We start from the raw sequence: 19,813 nt of genomic DNA, 5'->3' as shown, positions 1-19,813 counted from the left end.
TGTTTGATGGGTGTTATGGGTGATGACGATCTGTGACTTGCAGGTGACGGATGCAACGATATTCACCACATCAAGGCAGATCAAAGTCACTATTCGGGCGTCGCTGCCTCGATGGGCGATAGCCGGAAAAGATTGGGTTTGTGGGTTTGCTTGATGTCGATGCCGATCCATGGGCGCATGTGGGTGTCGATCACCAGACCCTCAGCTTTTTCGAGTCCGGCTGGAAGATTCCAGTAAGCGCCTTGATCCACCCCGACCTTGTTTTCGTCGGGCTTCAGTATTCTTTCCAGTCGAATCAAGGCAGACCCCTCCTGCGATAGCAGGTAAACACGCCCATCGGGTCCGAGCGTAATCTCGCTTGCATCTTTGGCCAGATCGCTTAAGTGTGCTGAAAACTTCCACGTCTTCAGCGCTACCAGGCGTTGCGAGGATGCACGACGATCGGGCTGGCCTGGCTGATCAGCTTTGTCCGGATCAACCGACTGAAGTCCCGCGAATGCTTCACCTGCCTGAAGAAATGTACTCGGGCCATAACCCATGGGAGCATCCCCCTCCGGGCCGAATTCAACAAGCATGGGTGGCTCCTTTTCCTTGAGGACAAGGACGTGCCCCTTTTTCATGAGTATCATCCCTTCTCCGCGCGAGTTGGGGCGTGCTTGCCAGGCTGAATCGAGGTCGCTGATGCTGGAGGTATCCAGGCTGAAACTTCCGCGGTCTTGCTGCAGGCCGCGGTCGATGCAGGAAATTTCGCTGCGGGTTTCGCTCAACATGCAGATCGTATCTTTTCCATCCATCGCAATGGCTTCCCACTCGGACACATCTTTTTTATCCTTGCCGATGACAGGCGCGGCATCATGCACATCCATGATTGCGTCCGAGACGCCGTTGGCGCGAAAGTTGGCAACTTCGTAGCGCTTGTCGCCAATGGCGTAGAGGTTGACGCTATCCTCGTTTGCTCCCCTTTTTTCGTTTTTTATCGACCACACGATGGCGAGTCCGGAAACTTCAGCGATGGGCAAGTTATATTGTTCCGTCACGGTCAGCGCCTTCTTCGGATCTCCGGCAATATCATTGGGGGCGGAGAATGCATTGCCAAGGCCTCCCAACATGGCGAAGACATAAGTGCAGGTGGCAAGGGCCAGCCGCACGGGAAACCGCGTCGGGGTTATCGGGTGGCTAAAGGTAAGCTTATTCACGCTACTCATGTATTTCCATCTGGTTTTGACCCTCGGATCTGGTTGGTCGTGGCTGATTTCTCAGCACCCGCAGGCGTTGCTTCGCATAGTCGATCATCTCTTGCGCACGCTGAATATTTTGTTGCTCGCCGCTGGGCAGTTCATCGTTGGTCTTGATGATATAGCGGTCACGCACATCGATGATTTTGTTCTTGAGCAGGCTATCCGAGCCATTTGAACCGTAGAGCGTGGTCAGATAATCACCAAGGCGTTTTCTGAATTTTGCATCGAGTTCGGGCGTGCCAAACAATTTATCGAACAATATGCGAGGTGCATTGGCAACCTCGGCGTACGAATAGCTGCGCGCTGTGCCACCAGGGCCATCATAGTCGAACGTGTTGTCCACATCCCAGACGACGAGCTTCCATTTGCCGCTTGGCGCATGAAAGTACAGCACATCGTTATTGAAATTTCCATAGGCGCTATCCCAATGGCCCACGGTTGTGGCGAATGCCGCGTAATTCATGATCGAATCGAGATCGAGAACTTTGCCAAGTTCCGATGGGCTGGCGGCGGCATCCACGCGTGCCTTGAGGCCATCGGTTCCGTTGATGTGAGCCAGGGCCTTCAGCAGGTCTTCCGCATTTGCCTCGTCGGTCTTTTTCCCATCCATATATTCAGGTTCGAGGCAGGGATAGGTAAAGCCCTCGTTTCCGTTGCCGACCTTGAGTGCGCAGCCATGCGCCATTGAGAAGAAGGTAGGTTTCTCGTCGTCGTAACGCATTTTGAAGAAACCCTTGTCGAGTGGTTCGGCGATAAGGTAGGCGCGAACAAAGCGGTTATTGCAGACATTATCCGCATCGTTGGTACAGAACTGGAACTCGACGAGCGCGTAGGCGGTACGGTAAGCGGGGGGACCTCGAAGCGTGGTTCTGGCGGTGTCCTCCGTCTTGGCGCCGGCCCATGTTGCGACGAATTCGCGTGCCAGCATACCGTTACCGCTGTCGTGCTCGCTGCTCGAGTCGTTGTAGCTGCGGCGCAGGCTCAACTCTTCGAGGCCATGCAAGGTACGGGCCTTGATTGCTGCCCCGGTCTGCTCGTCATAATTGACCTCGTGCCAGTCCTCGCTTCCTTGCCGGGTATAAACGCCCTTTGCCTTGTCGAACGAAATACTGAATTGCAATCGCGGAATGCAGCGCGAACTGTTGCCGCGCACCTTGATAGCGATATTACTCATGGTAACGTCATTGAATGTGAAGTCGCGCGCATGAGCCCATTTGACATTGGCGGCCTTGCGGCATCCGTTATTCTTCTCGTCTTCGTGAAGCCGGTTCCAGACAGCCTGGTTCATGCGGATGGAAATCTTGTGCACTTCTCCGTTGAATAATCTGCTTTCGGTAAGCGCCCATAGATCGTTACCCGATGGCTCCGGCGACCCCGTTTCTGCGGCAGGCTGTACGGTGGACTCCGCACCGCGCTTTAGTGGTTTTTGTGCGAAGGAGGGATCGGCATCGAAGAAAAGGCTGAGGCAAACCGTAATGCAGCAAGCTGACAAAATCCATTTCTTGTCCATTAAAACCTCGGCTCCCGGGTGTACTTCAGTCCAATAGGCAACCTGCCGAAAGCCGGTAAGATTGCACCTCGGGAGAATAACCTGACTTCTCCCCCAGGCAACGACGCCTGTGGCCCGGCAGCGGCGATCCCGCGCCGGGCTGTTTTTTGTTGATATTGCAAGGTGGACCGTTCAGCCTGTGCGAAAACATGAACGTCTTTATGTCGCGGGATTGCTGGCTACGCTGCGCTAATGCGATCGGTACAAGCCTCGCCAACGATCAAAGTTATAACTCAGCCTGAAAAACAGCGTCACCGTCCCCTTGACCAAGCTGGAATCAAAAGCAGGTTCGGGTTGCTGTGGTACAGCGCGGAACTTTTCCGATTTCCTTCAAGTCCGACAGGCTGCTAGGGCTCCAGTCTGGCATCCATCGTGATCTTTGCCTTCAGGAGCTTGGATACGGGGCATCCAACTTTGGCCTTGTTGGCAATCTCCTCAAACTGGGCTTTATCCGCGCCGGGAATTTTTGCCGATACGGTAAGATGGCTTGCGGTGATTTCGAATCCTTCCCCTGCCTTGTCGAGCGTAACCTCCGCATGCGTTTCGATCTTCTCCGGTGTCAGGCCCGCTTCGCCGAGCATTAACGAAAGCGCCATCGAAAAACAACCGGCGTGCGCAGCGCCGATCAGCTCTTCGGGATTGGTGCCTTTACCATTTTCGAATCTGGACTTGAAACCATAAGGCGCTTCCTTGAGTACGCCGGTTTCGGTGGAAATGGTACCGCCCCCATCCTTGATGCCGCCTTTCCAGACTGCCCATGCTTTCTTGGTTGTCATAATCGCTCCTCATATGGTAAGAAAGGTTGCTTGCGGGAAAGCCCTGAATCCTGCAGTTGACCGCTCATTTATCAACCAAGCGCAATAACGGAAGCGGATTCTTCGTTTTCCTTGAGCTTCACCTGGTCCAACAGCCGGATTCAGGATAAATGGCCAATGATCGATTTGTGGAAAAAATGACCACATTGCATCATGGATTGCTGTTCGTCTGTTCGGTACCTCACCGATGAGCGAATAAAGCGAAGAGGATTTTTTAAATAATTGACGGGAAAAGCCATACTCCGCCATGAAACCATGCAGGTATGCAGGTTTCGCACCGAGCACGGTGGTTTGCTATCGGGAATCCGGGTCGGGTCGCCCATTCCATAATATCGCTACGCCAATAATAGCCGATAAAATCGAGCCCACGAAAATCGCGATCTTGACGGCAGCATAATCGCCTTCCTGGGGAAAAGCCTGGCTTGCTATGAATAGAGACATGGTAAAGCCGATTCCGGCCAGCGCGCCGGCGCCGGCCAATTGCCGCCAGGAGTAATTGGCCGGCTTGGCTGCGATACCCAGCCATACTGTGGCAGCGGTGGCGGCAATAAACCCGAGCGGCTTGCCGATCACCAGCGCCATGGCCGTACCCATCATCAAAGGCAAGTGGCCGCTGAATACATCGGTATCGACTACTACCCCCGCATTAGCCAGGGCGAACACCGGCAGCACCAGAAAGCTCGATCTCGGCGCGACATGGCGGAGCATGCGGTCTGCGGGCGATTCGAGCCGGTCATGTATCGCGTCCAACGCTTCCAGAGAGGGTTCGGAAGGCCCGTACCGCAGAACTTCTTTGCCGCGCTGTGTTTCGGCGGTCAGAATGGCATCGGCTTGCAGCATCAGGGCCCGAAGATTGGGCGGTGGGCGGGTCGGAATGAAGACGGCAAGAATAACGCCAGCCAGGGTGCCATGTATCCCACTGGAATATACGCATATCCATAAACCGATACCGAGCAAGATATAGGGAGATGCGCGGTATATGCCGCCCTTGTTGAGTAGTGCCAGCAGTCCCACGATTGCGGCCGCGCCGGCAAGATAGCTGAAGTGTAGGCTGCCGGAATAAAAGATCGCTACAACGATGATGGCGCCAATATCATCGACAATAGCGGCCGCAGTAAGAAAAACGCGAAGCTCTATGGGAACGCGCCTGCCCATCATGACTATCAACGCGACTGCAAAGGCGGTATCCGTTGCCATCGGCACGCCCCAGCCCAGCGACCACGTCCCTGCCGGACCCTCAGGCACCAGTATCAGGTACAGCATGGCGGGCACAGCCATACCGCCTATGGCGGCGGCAATCGGTAACATCGCAGCCTGCCGGCTCGCAAGATGGCCCACCGTGAATTCCCGCTTGATCTCCAGGCCGACGACGAGGAAGAAAATGACAAGCAGCCCGTCATTTATCCAATGCCGCAGGGAGAGTTCGAACTCCGCGCCGGCGAAAGTAAATCCCAGGGGCTGATTCCATAAATCATTGAAGCCCGCGCCGATCATGGAATTGCTCAGCATGACTGCGAGCGCGGTGGCCAGCAGCAGCATGATGCCGGTCGAGGGCGCCCATTTGGCGAAGTCCAGCGCGGCCGAGTGGACTACATGACCCAGTGAGCCCAGCATCGCATCAGAAAGAGAACCCACATCCCACGGGCCGTCGTAGCGCCGGTCATTGATGAAAAAGGTCGGTGTAACGGTGACACCGCTCTCGGCCGCACTTTCGATATCCGCATCCACCCGCGCCGCGGCTCGGGCGACTGTGTCGTCTTCTTGTGGTGCGGTGTCGACACCAAGGCTCAAATCCGCGGCGAGGGTGCTGAGGTCTTCTTTGGTCAGCTTGTTTGAACGCGCCATCAGCGCGACATGCACGTTCCAGAAGTGCGCTGGATCGCCGGCGTATGATTCCGCCAGTTCGGCTGCGTGGCGCGCGATATCGCTCCCCGGCACGGGGCGGTGACGAAACACGTAGCGCAAACGACTACCGAACCGGTGGCGCATCTTGACGACGCGCTCGTGGGCTGCGCTGGAGGGCTGATCGCCGTAGCTGCCGTATTCGACCAGCGTGATCTCGGCATCCGGCGGACCCAGGATATGGTCGTTCGCCTCGTCCACGGGCCGGTCGAGCCGGTTTGACGGAGCTCCGGATGTCACTTCAGAGGCCGCGCAAGGGGTATGTTGCTATCTGGACAGGAAAAGCTGAACTCGAGCCGCGGTTTTGCACGGCTCCGATTGCACAACGTGTGCGGCGCGATCAGTAGATCGACAGATCGCTCGGCATTTCTGTGAATGAGTGAGATGCATACTCCTGGGTGCTCATTCGCTCGATTGCCCTGGATAACGCATCCCGGAGTTCGCGAGCCTGCTCTGCCTGCATGACGTAAGGTCTGCCCGGGTCAGCTTCGGCCAGCTTTTGTTGCTCATGAGATAAAAATGGAAAGCGAACAGAGAGCAAGCCATCGAGTGGCTCAGTTTTGACTTCCCAGCCGGTTATCGGGAATTGAAAAAGATCGTCGCCCATGAGAACACCTTTCATTAATTTGGAAAACCGAAGTCTAGCAAAGGAAGCTTTATTACTTCGTTCACTAGCGCACATACGGCGGCGGCAGGCGATGGTAGAAGAATAGGTGCGTATGCTGGAAGTTCTGGTTCCGGCAAACAGCCGTGAGTGTTGCCGGAAGGTGTGCTGTCAACAATGCCGTGCCTGAGCGGTATTATCCTGAATCCGGTAGTTGTAGCGGCCTCACCCGGAAGGTGAGTGCCAAATAATATGAAATATTGTTATTAATCATAACACTGATCTATTAAATGAGCAGTCAACTACCGGATTTGGGATTATCGGTAGAGCATATAGGGGATATCGTCGGATGAAAGCTTTTCAACTTGAGGATACTTGCGGCATAGGTGGCCTGATGTTGCGCTGTAATCTTGAGAAACCCGAACCGGGCCCTGACGAGGTGCTGATTCGAGTACGCGCCGCTTCGCTGAATTTTCGCGATTATATCGTGGCCCATGGCCAGTACCCGGTCGGGGTGAAGCCTTGCGTCATTCCGCTTTCGGATGGCGCCGGTGATGTGGTTGAGGTCGGGATAAGCGTCACAACCGTCAAGGTGGGCGACCGCGTTGCAGGGTGCTTTTTTCCCGACTGGGTATCGGGCCCATTGACGCAGGAAATCTTTCAACGTTCGCTTGGCGGACCACTCGATGGCATGCTGGCCGAATATGTGGTGCTCCCCCAACGTGCGGTCATACCGTTTCCGGAGCATCTGTCTTACCAGGAAGCGGCAACCCTGCCGAATGCCGGCGTGACCGCATGGCATGCGCTGGTCAAGGCCGGACGCATCCGGGCAGGCCAGACCGTGCTCCTGCTGGGTACGGGCGGGGTAAGCCTGTTCGCTTTGCAGTTCGCCAAGTTGCACAGCGCAATCGTCATACAGACTTCAAGCAGCGACGAGAAGCTGGAGCGGGCCAAGGCAATGGGAGCCGATTATCTTATCAATTACGAGAAGACGCCGGAGTGGGATGAGGAAGTCATGAAACTCACCGGTGGACGCGGCGTGGATATCGTGGTGGAAGTGGGAGGCGCACAGACGCTTGAACGCTCCCTGAGGGCGGCGCGTTTTGGCGGAATGGTAACGTTGATCGGATTGATGGCGGGTTTCGGGAAAATTGATCCTTTACCGTTGATACTGCGCTCGATACGTATGTACGGTATCAATGTCGGCTCTGCCGATATGTTCCGCGCAATGAATCTTGCCATTGCCACTTCCGGACTGCATCCGGTGATTACCCGCACATTCCCGTTCGACCACGCAAACTATGCCTATGCCTATCAGTTCAATCAGACCGAGGATCATTTCGGGAAAACCGTCATTACCGTCTGACCGGTAATGCCTGCGTCCACCATCCGGTCATGGCATTGTGCCTGCGAGCAGCCTGTGCAGATGAATTGAAGATGGCTGCGCGCTAGACATAATAGGTCCACCATCTTCCCCTATGGCTTGACTTGATGGTGGCAAACCAACGGCAAACCGGATAGAGCAGCGCAGTTATCGCAACCCAGATCAAATAGACGATGGGAAGGCTGAAGCCCCACCAGGGCGGGAAAAAAACCGGAATCGTCATGAATGAGCTGATATCGCCGCTTATCGCATAGCCGAATACAATAACCAGAACATGAATGACATATAGATGGAGAACATAAAAAAACAGGGGCACGCGTCCGAAGGTGATTAAAAAATTTCCCCAGAGCCCATGTCGCCGTTCGAATACCGAAAGCAGGATGAACATGGCACCCAGGGTCATCAACAGGAGCAGCAGGGAAGGGGGATATTTTGTCGTGTTCAGAAAAGAAAAAAGCGTGAGCAAGGTTGTTTCCTGAGTGGACCAGGACGAAGGGTCGCCATATGCATTGTAGGCGCGTAAAGTGACGAAGGCCGCGACGAGGACAGCACCGGATACAAGTGCCAGTTGTTTCCTTATCCTCGGTGTCATCAGCATCAAAGGGCCGAAGGCGTAGCCCGCCGCCATCACGCCGATCCAGGGGATGAGGGGATACACTACCGGAAAGCGCGGAATATGGAGCATGCTTAACACCCATCCCTGCCATCCGAGCGATCCGTCCGCCATTTCGAAATCCTCGAGCCGTATACCATCCAGCAGGTTGTGCCCGGCAATCATGCCGATACCCAGAACGGCGATCGACCACAAAGGCATATGGACGAGCCCGGCCAGCACGACCATCGACCACCCCAAGGCCCAGATGACCTGCAAATCCATCTGGCTATAGTCCAGATTGAAAAACCAGGCAAAGCGGATAATCGTAAGCTCGAGAATGACGAGCCAGAGCCCCCGGGTGAGCAATCTAGCAGCAAGTTGATGGCGATCCGGGCTGTGAGCGGCCGATAAAAAGGCGCTGGTGCCCGCCAGGAAGACAAAGGTCGGCGCGCAAAGATGCGTCACCCAGCGGGTCAGAAACAAGGCTGAATCCGTGCGCGAAAGATCGGTAGGACTAAAATCGACATCCAGGAAATACCAGCGCACATGATCCAGCGCCATGAGGACGATGACCAGTCCACGCATTAAATCCACAGACGCAATGTGGGGGATCCTTGACGGCATTGCCGAAGACGGATGATTCAAACCTGATAATCCAGTATCGTTGACGTCAATCGTATTCCCATCACTTTAAAATATGCCTCTGCACTATTCTCAGCTTGACGACTGCTCAGCTTATGTAGGTCGGGCTGCGCCCGACCAACTTTCAGAATGGGACGGCTTCTCCAGTGAACTGATGATCTTACTTGCACCTTAACCAAAATTAGAACAATTTCGATCATACAAGGGTGGGTGGAGCGTAGCGCAACCCATCATTTGGCTATTCTCATACCCTGCCACGCTGACGTCGCGCCGGTATCCGGTCGTGGTTAATGTGTGGTGTTGCGTGCTTTTAATGGGTCGCGCTACGCTCCATCCATCCTGCTGAAAACCGTACGGAAGCATATTTTAAAATAGCCCCTCGACGCTGGGCTTCAAAGGCGTATAATTTTTCGGCAGGGCAATCAGTATACGTTGCCGGGTGGCGGACAGCCTGATTCAGCCCTATTTAGCCAGTCTCACTTTTCATGCCGCTTGCCCATTCCAAGCCGGTCCGGTGTATATCAGGGTTGGTACTTGTCAGTTTTTCAGTGGCAGCGTATCCGAACATTGCAAGACGCAGATGGGGATTAACGACTTCTCGCCCCATGCAGGGCAAACCTTGGCCGAGCCTGGTTCGGCAGCACTTACCCGCGTCAGAATTTTTTTATGATCACCGAGGCGTTATTTATCAGGGCGAGGCTGGAAGGAGCCGCGTTAACGCAGCCTGGTCAGGAACAAGATGAGATACGGGCGAGCGTGGGATCGCCTGTAAAAACGCCGGTGCAATAAAACGCCCCCGGCTAATCCATGGAAGAGCCATGCACAGATGATTTTTAGCTCCCCGAAGTTCATTCTGCTGTTTCTACCGATCGCGTTCCTCGGTTACTTCGCATTGAATCGAATGCGGCTTGTCCTCGCGGGCAAGGCATGGCTGGTGGCGGTAAGCCTTTTTTTTTATGCGTATTGGAACATAGCCTACCTGCCGATTCTCGTCGGGTCCATATTATTCAACTTCGCTGTTGGCACCCATCTTTCTTCGAACTTTGCGGCAGGATATTCGCGATTCCCGCCCCGTCTTGTTCTGGCTGGCGGTATTGCCGCAAACCTTGGCTTGCTTGGATACTTCAAGTACGCCAATTTTCTGACGGATAACATCAATGCCGCTTTCAATGTTGGTATTGCCTTACCCGATATTTTGCTGCCGCTGGGCATCAGTTTCTTTACCTTCACGCAAATCGCCTATCTCGTCGACAGCTATCGCGGCGAGGCCAGGGAATATGATTTCCTGAATTACGCACTGTTTGTCACTTTCTTTCCTCATTTGATAGCAGGTCCCATTCTGCATCACCATGAGATGATGACGCAGTTCAAATCGCGCTGGAACCTGGCGGTGCGCTACCGCAATATTGCCCTCGGGCTGTTCATTTTCAGCATCGGTTTGTTCAAGAAGGTAGTCATCGCAGATACCTTTGCGATTTGGGCAAATGCCGGGTTCGATGGCGAAACGGCGCTTGATTTTTTCAGTGCCTGGGCCGCCAGCCTTTCCTATACCTTTCAGCTTTATTTCGATTTCAGCGGCTACTGTGACATGGCGATCGGGGCGGCGTTGCTGTTCAACATCTGGTTGCCCATCAATTTCAATTCTCCGTACCAGGCACTGGATATCCAGGATTTCTGGCGAAGGTGGCACATTACGCTCAGCCGCTACCTGCGCGATTACCTCTATATTCCGCTGGGCGGCAATCGTTGCTCCACCCCCCGGGTTTACCTGAACCTCATGGCAACCTTCATACTGGGCGGCCTCTGGCACGGTGCAAGCTGGATGTTCGTGATGTGGGGCGCGTTTCACGGTGTCGCACTCGTTCTGCATCGGGCATGGTGCGGGCTGGGCCTGCGTATGCCGAAAGCATTGGCATGGCTGTTGACATTCAACTTCATCAATTTTACCTGGATTTTCTTTCGGGCCAATACACTCGAAGATGCGCTCAGGGTCATACGTGGAATGGCGGATGTGGGCTCGCTCTTTCATTTTTCAGCAATGGACGTGCAAACCAGCGGCCTGATGTGGGGAGGCTGGTTTTCCGATCATCTCCTGAGGTGGCTGCCTGCCGGTCTTGCCGCGAACGTGTTCTGCTTCACGGCGATCCTGCTTACGCTGGGAATCATCAGCCGGAAGAACTCTTTCGAGCTGATGGCGGACGGCCATGGGACCGCAAAACTATCGGGAGCGCTGCTGCTGTTTTGCGTTGCCATGTACTGCACGATGGTAACAACGAGCTCGATATTTCTTTACTTCAATTTTTAACCCGGATGTTTCATAAATTGACGCGTGCCCTTGCTGGTCTTTTGTTTCGTATGAAAATTTCGTTCAGTCGGGCGTATGAATAACTACGCCACTCTTTCACAAAATCTCCCTACAAAACAAAATCCTGCGCAATCATCACGCGAATTTGTGAAACATCCGGGCTAAGCGGCGCTCACATGAAAAAAAGAGTTTTAATGTTCGTTTGCGCCGCCTTGCTTGCATTGGCGGTTGTGCCGGTGATCAACCTGAGCATGTTGAATGTGAATGGACAGAAGAATGAGGGTCAGGAATGGTGGAGCGAATCCGTACTCTACAATTTCGATTTCGCGTTGGCTTTGCTGAGCCGTTTTTCCTATCCTCACGGGATTTCCACTAACCCGAGCCAGGTATTCATCGGAAAAGAAGACTGGCTTTATCTCGGGGAGCCGTACAACAAAACCGTCGCTCAGGGACGTCACGGGACAACGGCCAAGGACGCGCAAATTGCCGGGGTAATCGGGAGTGCGACCGAATCCTGGAGCCAGTGGCTGAATCAAAAAGGCGTCAGTATGTTTCGGGTCATGCTGGGCCCCGACAAGGGTACGATCTATCCCGAGTTCCTGCCGGACTGGGCGCAGCCTGCCGCCCACTCTGCAACGGATATGTTGCTGGCCAATGTCAGCCAGGGGCTCTATGTCGACACCAGAATGGCCTTGCGAGCCGCAAAGTCTGAGTTTCCCGAATCGCTCTACTACAAAACAGACACGCATTGGAACAGCCTTGGCGCCTGGGTGGCTTTTAGTGCTTTCGAAACGGAAATTGCTCGCGCCGAGGAGGGGTTGCGGCGGCTTACCGAGCAACCGATACGTCGTTTCATGGTGAATGAGCGCCAAGGGGGGGATTTGGCGAAATTCCTGAGATTGAAGGAAACATTAAGAGATACGGAGGTGGTCATCAGGATTATCAGTGATCGCCCTATCGAAACCGAGCAGTATGATTTCGATACGGGCAGCCTCAAGCGATCCGGGGGCAATCCTCAAATTCATACCGCGCGGCGTCCATTACTCGTTAAATCGAAACACGCCTTGAATGAGAAGAGAGTGTTGTGGTTACGCGATTCTTTCGGGACGGCGATGTCACCCTTTATGGCTGCCACTTTCACCGAAACACTGCAACTGCATTATGACGAGGCGCACCCGGAGTTGTTTGCTCGTTTGGTGGAAACCTTCAAGCCGGATTATGTATTCATCACAGTGGTTGAACGCGCAGCCCGCAGGAAGCGGTTCGGAACGCCCCCGCCCCCCATCGTTGCTTCAAGAGAGCCGGAAGTGATCGCCTCCCCAAGCGAAGGTTTTCTGTCTCAAATCAGCTATAGGGAATAAGAGGGCTGCGGAAGCGCCGCCATTTCATGCGCTTAGCCGTTAATCTTTTTTGTTCTAAAAACACCATCGCCGCGCTACAGGCTGTTTATGTTAGCGCACAATCTACAGAATATCTGTAGCCGCTGTGGCTGTTTATTCGTTAACCTCATTCCACTTCGCCGCCGCAAGGCAAACCGCTTCGCGCAGGGTCGGGCCCTTTGTCTTGATCTCGTCGCAATACAAGGTAAAGCTGCCGCAATATTGCGGGGTGGGGCGGCTATAAATTGCCTGGTCGCAGTATTCGCCTAACCAGTCCAGTATCTCGCTATCTGATAGATCAAGGGGCACCGGGCGGTGTTCGGTCCATGTTTCCATCCAGTTTGTCCAACGCCCGGCCCCGTTTTCCATCATCGCGCTTTTCCTCGAGTTTACCTTTTTTACCCTTTCAAATCGGGCTCAGTTCCGCGCCAGGCACAGCCTGGACATTTCTTTGTGCGTTTCCTTCATGCGACCGCTTGTCTTTCCACGCCACCGGGGGCTTACTGGATCGAGGCTATGCCGGATCAGGCTACACGTCTGTTTCGCGGATGCTGCAAACACCTGGACCAAACAAACCGAGGTGTTGCAGCACGGAGAGCATATTACAAGTTAATCTTGTAATTGTCAAGGATAACTTGTAACGCGTGTGCCCGCGCTACAAGTTTCGAACTGAGGGATTGCGGATTTGCCTTAACGGCGATTATCGGCTTGGTATTCTTACGAAAGGAGACACCTCGGAGTCACGTTGATGTGTCCGTCCGGGGCCATACTCTACTACTTGATTGTCTTTTAAAATGACCGAGTAATCGGAGACATCCCGATAATAGCCGCCAAAAAAAGTCCAGGGGGTAGTGTTCCGGTCAACATAGAGCAGTACCTCATACTCGCCGCTACGCTGGTAGCCATCGGGGCTGCCGACAGCGCCCAGGACCTCCGATTTTGTCATGCCTTCATGCAGGCGGTTCATTTTTGGTCCCACGGCGCATGAAGAAAGGATCAATATGCTGAGCAGGGCGACAATAGCGGGTTTCATAGTGGGCTCCGAAGGATATAAATAATTATTTTTAAAAATCGTTACCGCGAGCAACGCGTCCGAGACATGCTAACTCTCCAATTCCTTGATGAGCACGGCGACTTCGGCCACATCCGCAAGAATTTCCTTTACCGCTTGCTCGAGCGTATAGCTACGCTTTTCCGCTTCACGCAATTGTTGAGGGAATTGCATAATATATTGCTCTCGCTTCGCGCGGGCCTTTTCGGAAACATGAAAAGCGAACAGCATCTCTATGCTGTCGTAGGGAATACCGCTGGAAGGTTTCATATTGTTAAGGTCTTGATTGGGTTGGTCGCACTATCGTTGTTAATCATTCTCTGGCTTCTCCTCGGGGCCGCTTACCAGCAGCCTGCCGTACTTAAACGAAATCGGCTGCAAAAGCGTCTGGCCTGTTCATATTTCGCCGCTTTTCGGTCAATAGAATAACTATTGGCCTTCAAAGTCCGCAAAATCTGCCCTTAACCAGTCATTTTTTTGCTGCGATTCTTTCAAGCCCGACAGATTGCTAGCTTCGGCGCCTGTCGAATTTCCGCCTGTCCATCTGATGCCGGTCGTGCAACCTTCTATCTGACTGCCGTCTTTCCCCGGCCCTTTGTTCCTGCCTGGGACATCCGACGCGGAGGAAAAGCGGGTGACGGATGAGCGGCTAGATCGGGAACAGGCAGTGGTTTCAGGTCGGGCATAGCCTCCGCCCTTTCTACAGACCCTTCGCCGACAAGGGCCTTGCTTATTGTTACCAGACGGGCAGCGTCTTCTTTCGACATGCGCCGCATCGCTTCAATAACTTGATCGATAAGAGGATCATGATCCGAGTTGCGTTTTTCAGGATCCGCTTTGGCGGATGCGCCGGTTCTTGTGCCCCTGCGTTCACTATGTGATTTTCCTCCAGGCGCCGCCGGCGCTCCGAAATGCGTCACCGTTGGCGACAGCTTGAGTATCTGCGCAATCTTGTTCAATCTTTTTCCGCGCGGCTGGGTTGCGCCCGCCTCCCATTGCTGAACAGCCTGCGGCGATACGCCAACCAGATCAGCCAGCTGGGACTGGTTCAAGTTAAGCTTTTCACGCCCCTCCCGAATTATTTTCGCAATATCCATGCATTCATAATACAAGCATCTCTTGCAATCTGCTTACAAGAATAACTTGACTGAACAAGTTAAACTTGTAATAATGCCTTCTATTGGAGATCGCCAATTAAAAAAGGTTTCATTATGCGATCCGACCAGCCGGATTACCGTATTCATATTCAGTTACAGCGAATAAATGGAGTTATCCCGTGAATTATTACGAACGATATTGCGGCGACTATCAGCGGGACACAGCACACTTGTCTTTGGCAGAGCACGGTGCTTACACAATGCTGCTCGATACCTATTTTAGCGTAGAAAAGCCCTTGCCCAAGGAATTGCCCAGCCTCTACAGGGTGTGCAGGGCAATGACGCGGCTTGAGCAGCACGCCGTGAAGGTGGTTGCCGATCAGTTTTTTCCTGTTTCCGAGATGGATGGTTTGCGCCATAACCATCGTGCCGACCGCGAGATTGCCAAGGCCCGGCCCAAAATAGAGGCGGCACGCATCAACGGCAGAAAAGGCGGCCGTCCGCCAAAAGAGTCCTTCCAGAAAACCCGGCGGGAGGCCCAAGACATACCCGATGGGTTATCCACGGCTTTCGGCGATATAGCCGCCGCAATATCTGCTGGGGAGCCCGGTGGCAAAGCTCACCAGCGCCAGCACCAATACCAGCCCCATCAAGATAGAGACTGTAGTTCTACACGAACTATTTACTCACCGGAAGAGCAGGTGTGTGTATCCGACATCGCGTCTGGTGTTACTTCCCCGATTATTTCCAACATCTATTCCAGCTCCACCCAACCCTTTGAAGCCGGAAGCCGAAGTTCAGTGCCCCCGGGCGCGGCGGGGGCCTGTTGCAAGGCTTTGGCCCGGCATGGGGTTCAAGGCAGCAATCCTCATCATCCGACATTGCTTGCGTTATTGCAGGCAGGCGCGGTGGAGGATGAATTTGTGCAAGCGGCTAAAAGCGCCGTTGCAAAGGGAAAGGAGAATTTTGCTTATGTCATAGGTACGGTAAAGCGCCAGCGCGAGGAGGCCGCAAAACTGATCTTGCATCAGGGACGGATGCCCAACAGGCAGGAATTGCTCGAATCATCGAACAGGGCTGCGACGAAGGGATGGCTGCCGCCGGAGTTGAGGCTGGCGGAAGCCGAAGAGCCGCAATCGAGGGAAGCCCGGCATGCAAGCTGATGATTTTCAGAAATTTCACGACGGGATTGCCGGGGTGATGGGATTTTATGGCAAAAGCGTATCGACCTTTGCGCTGGATGTATGGTGGACCGCGCTCAAGAAGTATGACCTGGCTGCGATTGTGGATGCTTTTAACCGGCATCTGGCGAATCCGGATGCGGGACAGTTCGCGCCCAAACCGGCTGACGTCATCCGCATGTTGCAAGGCTCGACGCAGGATGCCGCGCTAAGAGCCTGGGCCAAGGTCGATCAGGCCGTGCGGCAAGCGGGAACGTACTGTGACGTGGTGTTCGACGACGCGTTGATCCACCGGGTGATCCACGACATGGGCGGTTGGATTGCGCTTGGGACCAAAGCCGAGGATGAATGGCCGTTTGTGGCAAAGGAATTCGAGAATCGCTACCGCGGTTTCCGTTCCCGCAGCGAGCGTCCGCAATACCCATCCACACTAATTGGCATCGCGACAGCCCATAACAACCTGAAGGGCTTCCGCAACGACAGACCACTATTGATCGGGAACGAGCAGTTGGCGAAGCAGGTGCTGCGCGGGGGAACGGATCAGCCGGCGCTGGGTTTGAAACGCATGAGCGATGGTCTGGGCGAGGCTATTGGAGAAACATTGCATAGCCGAAATGGGCAGGCGAAATATCAGGTTGAGCAATGTGGCGTCGAGGGGCAATAGAAATTGGTGAAGTCATATTTAAACATGGAGAAGGTGTAAGCAATGGATGCAGGGAAAAATACCAGAAATATCAGCACCTGCAGGGTGCAGGAAAAATATTCGATACATCGGAGCGGCAGAAGAGAATGAATATCGCCAGCACAACAACCAGGGCGACCAGCGCGACCAGGGCAAGTATCGACTCAGTGCATCTCGAACACTGGGAATACGGAAATCCCGAAGAGGTTGCCGCTCGCAGGCAGTCGCAGTCGTGCCATGGCTGCCGACATGAAGAGACTATCCGTCTTGGTTCGCAACATACGAAATATTGCGGGAAAGGGCGGAAGCATGGGAAACATTGTGCGTTATATCAACCAGAAGGAATATGACAATGATATTTAATGATCCGCAGCACGCCCTCGGATGGGCTTATGAAACCTGCAGCAGGCCGATCGTGAAAATCTCGTCGGTGAATGCCATGCGTGGAACCGATGGGGCAGGGGAGGGGGCCAACGGCGAGTTGACGGCATACGATCGGCACGCGCAAGCAGCATTGATACTCGGGCTGTGCGAACGCGTATTGCCCGCATTGCACATGGCCTACGTGAGCGTGCAATTCGGCAGGGAAGCAAGCGGTCTTGATTTGCTGGCGCGCCATCTGGCCGCAAATTTTGGCACGGGAATGCATAGCCGAAGAGGCACTGAACAAATAATCCGCAGCTACTGCGGGGAAAAGTCAGGTTTGCGCGAGCTCAGAAAATCGATGGCGTGCGGGATGCTCAAGGCGGCCTCGTTGCGCAATCGGGGCTATGACGCGCTGGATATGATCCATAACCAGGCCATGGATATCTTGCAAAAGGAAATGGAGATCCGTGATTTGTTGCGGAGCCCGATGGTTGGCGAGATGGCGTAGTGGTTGGCGCGGATGTACCCCAACCGGAAGAGCAATTGGATCTGCACCGGTAGGTTCGCTAGCGCACAGAGCAACAATTTGAGTCGTGTAATGCTCAAAATGAAATAAAAAATGACCTCCGATCGTTGCTATTCCGGCCTTGTCGGATGTTGATTCTGGTGACGAATGATGGATGAGGGAAAAATCAGGCTTATCGGTTGATACCGATAAGCCTGATTTTCAGTCCCATCCATTCTGCCGGTATATTGAGGATGTGCTTGTGTTTTTTTGCTGGAAAAGTAGAGCAGAACCTATATTTACCCATCCTCTGAGAGCGCGGGCCGGAATTGCCAATGAGCATATTAAAGAGCGAAAATCATGAATACAAAAAAGACAGTGATGGCTGTTTTCATGGCAGTGGGGGCGCTATTGATAACGACGCTGGTGGGCTGCGAGACTCATGAGCCGCAGGAAGAAGTTCGATCCGTTGACTGGTATGAAGCAAACGCCGCCGAGCGTGCTGCGAAGCTGAATGAATGCAAGACCAGTCCACGCAGCATTGACGCAACACCTAATTGCGTGAATGCGAGCCGCGCAGAAAATAATGCGAAAGCCGACACCCAGTGGGGTACGTCAAGCGAAGGGGTTAGAACCATGCCCACTATCCCCAGCCCTCACTGAGCTCTTTCTTGCTGGTTGCGGCGGGTGTTCGCGGCAAAACTTCTTCTCTGATAAGTTGTTGGATTTACGGGCAGCGATGCTTGCCTTTATTGACAGGCATATAGGTCAATAGATGCTTCGTGTAAGCTGTCGCGCTTACTTTTATTGCTGAGGCACCGGGCAGGTTAAATCATCGTCCCGATTTGGTGGTGTTCTCGCCGCGCGGTTAAATGCGTTTTGTAAACGCTGCGACCAACGGGAATTTCGAAAAGCTCGGGTTAGCGCGGCGTAATCTGATGAAAACCAAAAAATACAGCCAGGTATTATCGAGACCCGAGTATGGAGGGTGGGCTAATTTTGTGAATCTGTTGCCCATCTCGCTATTCGTTATGGCGCGCTGATAGTTGTCGTGCGCTGCGCTATTTCACGGCGCCGTTTGCTTAGGCAGTATCTTCGAAACAACGAGGTCGCCTCGGTCTACCGAAGTATACCGAGGCAATTTTCCTTAACGCAGCCCGACGAAACTTAATACAGCGAGAAGAATAACAATGAAGCCTACCCACCAGATAATATTGTTCATGTCGTTTCCTTGAATATCAAGTTATTGAGTGAAATAACGCGAAGCTGGATAGCCGCGTTCACTTGTCATCAATTCTCCCCTGACTCATTATGGTTTTCCGCGCGTCAGCGCACATAAGCGTTTTATTCAGGAATTTCTTTTCCGGTTCGTATATGTTTCCATACGAGGTGGCTGGTGTCTTGGAGTTCTCACCAGTGTGTCTTAGGCTTCTTAGAGCCTTGTCGGTGGGGAAGGCAATGAATAGCCCACCGACTATCTCTACCGGGCAACGAAGGAAGCTGGAGGAAGGGACAACCTCGATTGAGGCTTGAAGGGGAACTAAAGCCGGGAAGTATTCATGAGTCTAACGGTGATATGAAGAGGTGGCGATTGGTGTTACTCGCTTTGGCGGGTCATCTTGTTGCGGAGACCTTCTCCCCATCGCGGGAATATATCGGTATGAATGCCGAACTGGTCGAGAGCCCGCCCGACCGACTGATCGATTATTTGTTCCAGCGTTGTGGGCCTTGAGTAGAATGCGGGCACGGGGGGGAAAATGATGCCACCGGCTTCTGCAATAGTTGTCATGTTGCGCAGATGAATCAGGTTCAGCGGCGCCTCACGGACCATCAGCACTAATCGACGGCGTTCCTTGAGTACGACGTCGGCAGCGCGTGTCAGGAGCGAGGATGTAACGCCTGTGGCTATTTCGCCGACCGACCGCATCGATGCGGGGGCAATAAGCATTCCCAGCGTCTGGAAGGATCCTGATGAGATTGGGGCTGCCACGTCCTTGATGTTGTAGGCATGGTCTGCCATGGCCGCCAATTCCTCCCTGCTGAGATCGGTTTCGTACGTCCGCGTCAGGTCGGCGGCACGGCTGACGATCAGATGCGTTTCGATGCCGATGGTGCGAAGCACCTTGAGGGCCCGTATCGCATAAATGATTCCCGTAGCGCCGCTAATGCCCACGATAAGTCTCTGTTTGCGTGATTCGACCATGCGATGCGGTACTCCGAATTCAATTGAGAGGCGTGATTCGTCTGATTCTAATCGTTTTAATAAAATCTTACTTCCACTTATCCGAAATAAAATATTGGCAGTTATGTCAGATCGAACTTTGGGAACATTTTATCAGCTCCAGTCGCTCTAACCAGAGTGAACGGGTAGGCTGGCGGCTGGGAGAACGGAATCGCGCTCTTCATATCTGATATGGCTGGGCTGTCAAAGCGGCTGAGTTCGTCGTATGCTTCGCCAGATCACAATATCCGATATCTATGTTAATGATCTATGTTGACGATGGTTTAGGCCTGTGCT

At 53.6% G+C, this 19,813-nt stretch carries 20 protein-coding genes; 8 read left to right on the top strand and 12 right to left on the bottom strand.

Annotated elements, in window-relative coordinates:
- Window positions 1-89: 89 nt before the first annotated feature.
- The 6 genes from KJS40_RS08070 to KJS40_RS08045 all read right to left on the bottom strand — a co-directional run bounded on the left by KJS40_RS08070 (window position 90) and on the right by KJS40_RS08045 (window position 6,111).
- Entirely contained in the window at window positions 90-1,205 is a 1,116-nt protein-coding gene (locus KJS40_RS08070) for a hypothetical protein (protein ID WP_213537041.1), read from the bottom strand.
- Entirely contained in the window at window positions 1,198-2,748 is a 1,551-nt protein-coding gene (locus KJS40_RS08065) for a CotH kinase family protein (RefSeq protein WP_213537040.1), read from the bottom strand. Before KJS40_RS08065 ends, KJS40_RS08070 begins: the two co-directional genes overlap by 8 nt.
- Before the next feature lie 386 nt (window positions 2,749-3,134).
- Entirely contained in the window at window positions 3,135-3,566 is a 432-nt protein-coding gene (locus tag KJS40_RS08060) for an OsmC family protein (protein WP_348529556.1), read from the bottom strand.
- Window positions 3,567-3,572: 6 nt separating this feature from the next.
- Complete coding sequence (locus tag KJS40_RS08055; protein WP_213537038.1) at window positions 3,573-3,887, bottom strand: hypothetical protein; 315 nt, start codon at window positions 3,885-3,887, stop codon at window positions 3,573-3,575.
- A 9-nt stretch (window positions 3,888-3,896) separates the two neighbouring features.
- Window positions 3,897-5,744, bottom strand: coding sequence for a Na+/H+ antiporter NhaA (gene nhaA, locus KJS40_RS08050; RefSeq protein WP_213537037.1), 1,848 nt, complete (start codon window positions 5,742-5,744; stop codon window positions 3,897-3,899).
- Between the two features lie 100 nt (window positions 5,745-5,844).
- Complete coding sequence (locus tag KJS40_RS08045; RefSeq protein WP_244859501.1) at window positions 5,845-6,111, bottom strand: hypothetical protein; 267 nt, start codon at window positions 6,109-6,111, stop codon at window positions 5,845-5,847.
- A 346-nt stretch (window positions 6,112-6,457) separates the two neighbouring features.
- Between KJS40_RS08045 and KJS40_RS08040 the strand changes: the two genes are divergently transcribed.
- Window positions 6,458-7,474: an NAD(P)-dependent alcohol dehydrogenase gene (locus KJS40_RS08040; protein WP_213537035.1), complete on the top strand. Its 1,017-nt coding sequence runs from the start codon at window positions 6,458-6,460 to the stop codon at window positions 7,472-7,474.
- An 82-nt stretch (window positions 7,475-7,556) separates the two neighbouring features.
- On the opposite strand, the gene KJS40_RS08035 is transcribed toward KJS40_RS08040, so the two are convergent.
- A complete protein-coding gene (locus tag KJS40_RS08035) occupies window positions 7,557-8,672 on the bottom strand; it encodes a heparan-alpha-glucosaminide N-acetyltransferase domain-containing protein (protein WP_213537034.1) in 1,116 nt (371 codons plus the stop codon).
- A gap of 883 nt (window positions 8,673-9,555) precedes the next feature.
- Between KJS40_RS08035 and KJS40_RS08030 the strand changes: the two genes are divergently transcribed.
- Both KJS40_RS08030 and KJS40_RS08025 read left to right on the top strand, forming a co-directional pair.
- Window positions 9,556-11,034 carry an MBOAT family protein gene (locus KJS40_RS08030; RefSeq protein WP_213537033.1) on the top strand — a complete coding sequence of 493 codons (1,479 nt, stop codon included), beginning with the start codon at window positions 9,556-9,558 and terminating at the stop codon, window positions 11,032-11,034.
- Between the two features lie 176 nt (window positions 11,035-11,210).
- On the top strand, window positions 11,211-12,395 hold the full coding sequence (locus tag KJS40_RS08025) for a hypothetical protein (RefSeq protein WP_213537032.1): 1,185 nt from the start codon (window positions 11,211-11,213) through the stop codon (window positions 12,393-12,395).
- 132 nt (window positions 12,396-12,527) lie between these two features.
- Here the strand turns inward: KJS40_RS08025 and KJS40_RS08020 are convergent, their stop codons facing one another.
- The 4 genes from KJS40_RS08020 to KJS40_RS08005 form a co-directional block, all read right to left on the bottom strand.
- Window positions 12,528-12,785 carry a hypothetical protein gene (locus KJS40_RS08020; protein ID WP_213537031.1) on the bottom strand — a complete coding sequence of 86 codons (258 nt, stop codon included), beginning with the start codon at window positions 12,783-12,785 and terminating at the stop codon, window positions 12,528-12,530.
- Between the two features lie 328 nt (window positions 12,786-13,113).
- Window positions 13,114-13,446, bottom strand: coding sequence for a hypothetical protein (locus tag KJS40_RS08015; RefSeq protein WP_213537030.1), 333 nt, complete (start codon window positions 13,444-13,446; stop codon window positions 13,114-13,116).
- Between the two features lie 69 nt (window positions 13,447-13,515).
- Complete coding sequence (locus KJS40_RS08010) at window positions 13,516-13,734, bottom strand: hypothetical protein (protein ID WP_213537029.1); 219 nt, start codon at window positions 13,732-13,734, stop codon at window positions 13,516-13,518.
- A 296-nt stretch (window positions 13,735-14,030) separates the two neighbouring features.
- Window positions 14,031-14,561, bottom strand: a complete 531-nt coding sequence (locus tag KJS40_RS08005; RefSeq protein WP_213537028.1) for a helix-turn-helix domain-containing protein — start codon at window positions 14,559-14,561, stop codon at window positions 14,031-14,033.
- A 179-nt stretch (window positions 14,562-14,740) separates the two neighbouring features.
- On the opposite strand from KJS40_RS08005, the gene KJS40_RS08000 reads away from it, so the two are divergent.
- The 5 genes from KJS40_RS08000 to KJS40_RS07980 all read left to right on the top strand — a co-directional run bounded on the left by KJS40_RS08000 (window position 14,741) and on the right by KJS40_RS07980 (window position 18,338).
- Complete coding sequence (locus tag KJS40_RS08000) at window positions 14,741-15,724, top strand: YdaU family protein (RefSeq protein ID WP_213537027.1); 984 nt, start codon at window positions 14,741-14,743, stop codon at window positions 15,722-15,724.
- Window positions 15,714-16,406, top strand: coding sequence for a DUF6475 domain-containing protein (locus KJS40_RS07995; protein WP_213537026.1), 693 nt, complete (start codon window positions 15,714-15,716; stop codon window positions 16,404-16,406). Before KJS40_RS08000 ends, KJS40_RS07995 begins: the two co-directional genes overlap by 11 nt.
- A 364-nt stretch (window positions 16,407-16,770) precedes the next feature.
- Entirely contained in the window at window positions 16,771-17,298 is a 528-nt protein-coding gene (locus tag KJS40_RS07990) for a hypothetical protein (protein ID WP_244859500.1), read from the top strand.
- 357 nt (window positions 17,299-17,655) lie between these two features.
- On the top strand, window positions 17,656-17,958 hold the full coding sequence (locus KJS40_RS07985; protein ID WP_213537025.1) for an EexN family lipoprotein: 303 nt from the start codon (window positions 17,656-17,658) through the stop codon (window positions 17,956-17,958).
- A gap of 209 nt (window positions 17,959-18,167) precedes the next feature.
- Window positions 18,168-18,338: a hypothetical protein gene (locus KJS40_RS07980; protein ID WP_213537024.1), complete on the top strand. Its 171-nt coding sequence runs from the start codon at window positions 18,168-18,170 to the stop codon at window positions 18,336-18,338.
- Window positions 18,339-18,892: 554 nt separating this feature from the next.
- Here KJS40_RS07980 and KJS40_RS07975 read toward each other — a convergent pair.
- The gene (locus KJS40_RS07975; protein WP_213537023.1) at window positions 18,893-19,498 is read right to left on the bottom strand and encodes a UbiX family flavin prenyltransferase; all 606 of its coding nucleotides are present in this window, start codon (window positions 19,496-19,498) and stop codon (window positions 18,893-18,895) included.
- Between the last annotated feature and the right edge of the window lie 315 nt (window positions 19,499-19,813).

Origin of the sequence: Nitrosospira sp. NRS527 (assembly GCF_018406445.1) — a bacterium.
In the GTDB taxonomy this organism is placed as follows: Bacteria; Pseudomonadota; Gammaproteobacteria; order Burkholderiales; family Nitrosomonadaceae; genus Nitrosospira; species Nitrosospira briensis.
Note: the sequence above shows the minus strand (reverse complement) of the source record. Positions and strands in the feature narration are given on the sequence as shown.

Excerpts from the sequence above, each read along its gene's own strand:
- KJS40_RS07985 (WP_213537025.1), top strand. The coding sequence starts at position 17,656 with ATGAATACAAAAAAGACAGTGATGGCTGTTTTCATGGCAGTGGGGGCG.
- KJS40_RS07990 (WP_244859500.1), top strand. The coding sequence starts at position 16,771 with ATGACAATGATATTTAATGATCCGCAGCACGCCCTCGGATGGGCTTAT.
- KJS40_RS08065 (WP_213537040.1), bottom strand. The coding sequence starts at position 2,748 with ATGGACAAGAAATGGATTTTGTCAGCTTGCTGCATTACGGTTTGCCTC.
- KJS40_RS08010 (WP_213537029.1), bottom strand. The coding sequence starts at position 13,734 with ATGAAACCTTCCAGCGGTATTCCCTACGACAGCATAGAGATGCTGTTC.
- KJS40_RS08030 (WP_213537033.1), top strand. The coding sequence starts at position 9,556 with ATGATTTTTAGCTCCCCGAAGTTCATTCTGCTGTTTCTACCGATCGCG.
- KJS40_RS08015 (WP_213537030.1), bottom strand. The coding sequence starts at position 13,446 with ATGAAACCCGCTATTGTCGCCCTGCTCAGCATATTGATCCTTTCTTCA.
- KJS40_RS07975 (WP_213537023.1), bottom strand. The coding sequence starts at position 19,498 with ATGGTCGAATCACGCAAACAGAGACTTATCGTGGGCATTAGCGGCGCT.
- KJS40_RS08005 (WP_213537028.1), bottom strand. The coding sequence starts at position 14,561 with ATGGATATTGCGAAAATAATTCGGGAGGGGCGTGAAAAGCTTAACTTG.
- KJS40_RS08035 (WP_213537034.1), bottom strand. The coding sequence starts at position 8,672 with ATGCGTGGACTGGTCATCGTCCTCATGGCGCTGGATCATGTGCGCTGG.
- KJS40_RS08045 (WP_244859501.1), bottom strand. The coding sequence starts at position 6,111 with ATGGGCGACGATCTTTTTCAATTCCCGATAACCGGCTGGGAAGTCAAA.
- KJS40_RS08025 (WP_213537032.1), top strand. The coding sequence starts at position 11,211 with ATGAAAAAAAGAGTTTTAATGTTCGTTTGCGCCGCCTTGCTTGCATTG.
- KJS40_RS07995 (WP_213537026.1), top strand. The coding sequence starts at position 15,714 with ATGCAAGCTGATGATTTTCAGAAATTTCACGACGGGATTGCCGGGGTG.
- KJS40_RS08040 (WP_213537035.1), top strand. The coding sequence starts at position 6,458 with ATGAAAGCTTTTCAACTTGAGGATACTTGCGGCATAGGTGGCCTGATG.
- KJS40_RS07980 (WP_213537024.1), top strand. The coding sequence starts at position 18,168 with ATGCGTTTTGTAAACGCTGCGACCAACGGGAATTTCGAAAAGCTCGGG.
- KJS40_RS08020 (WP_213537031.1), bottom strand. The coding sequence starts at position 12,785 with ATGATGGAAAACGGGGCCGGGCGTTGGACAAACTGGATGGAAACATGG.
- KJS40_RS08070 (WP_213537041.1), bottom strand. The coding sequence starts at position 1,205 with ATGAGTAGCGTGAATAAGCTTACCTTTAGCCACCCGATAACCCCGACG.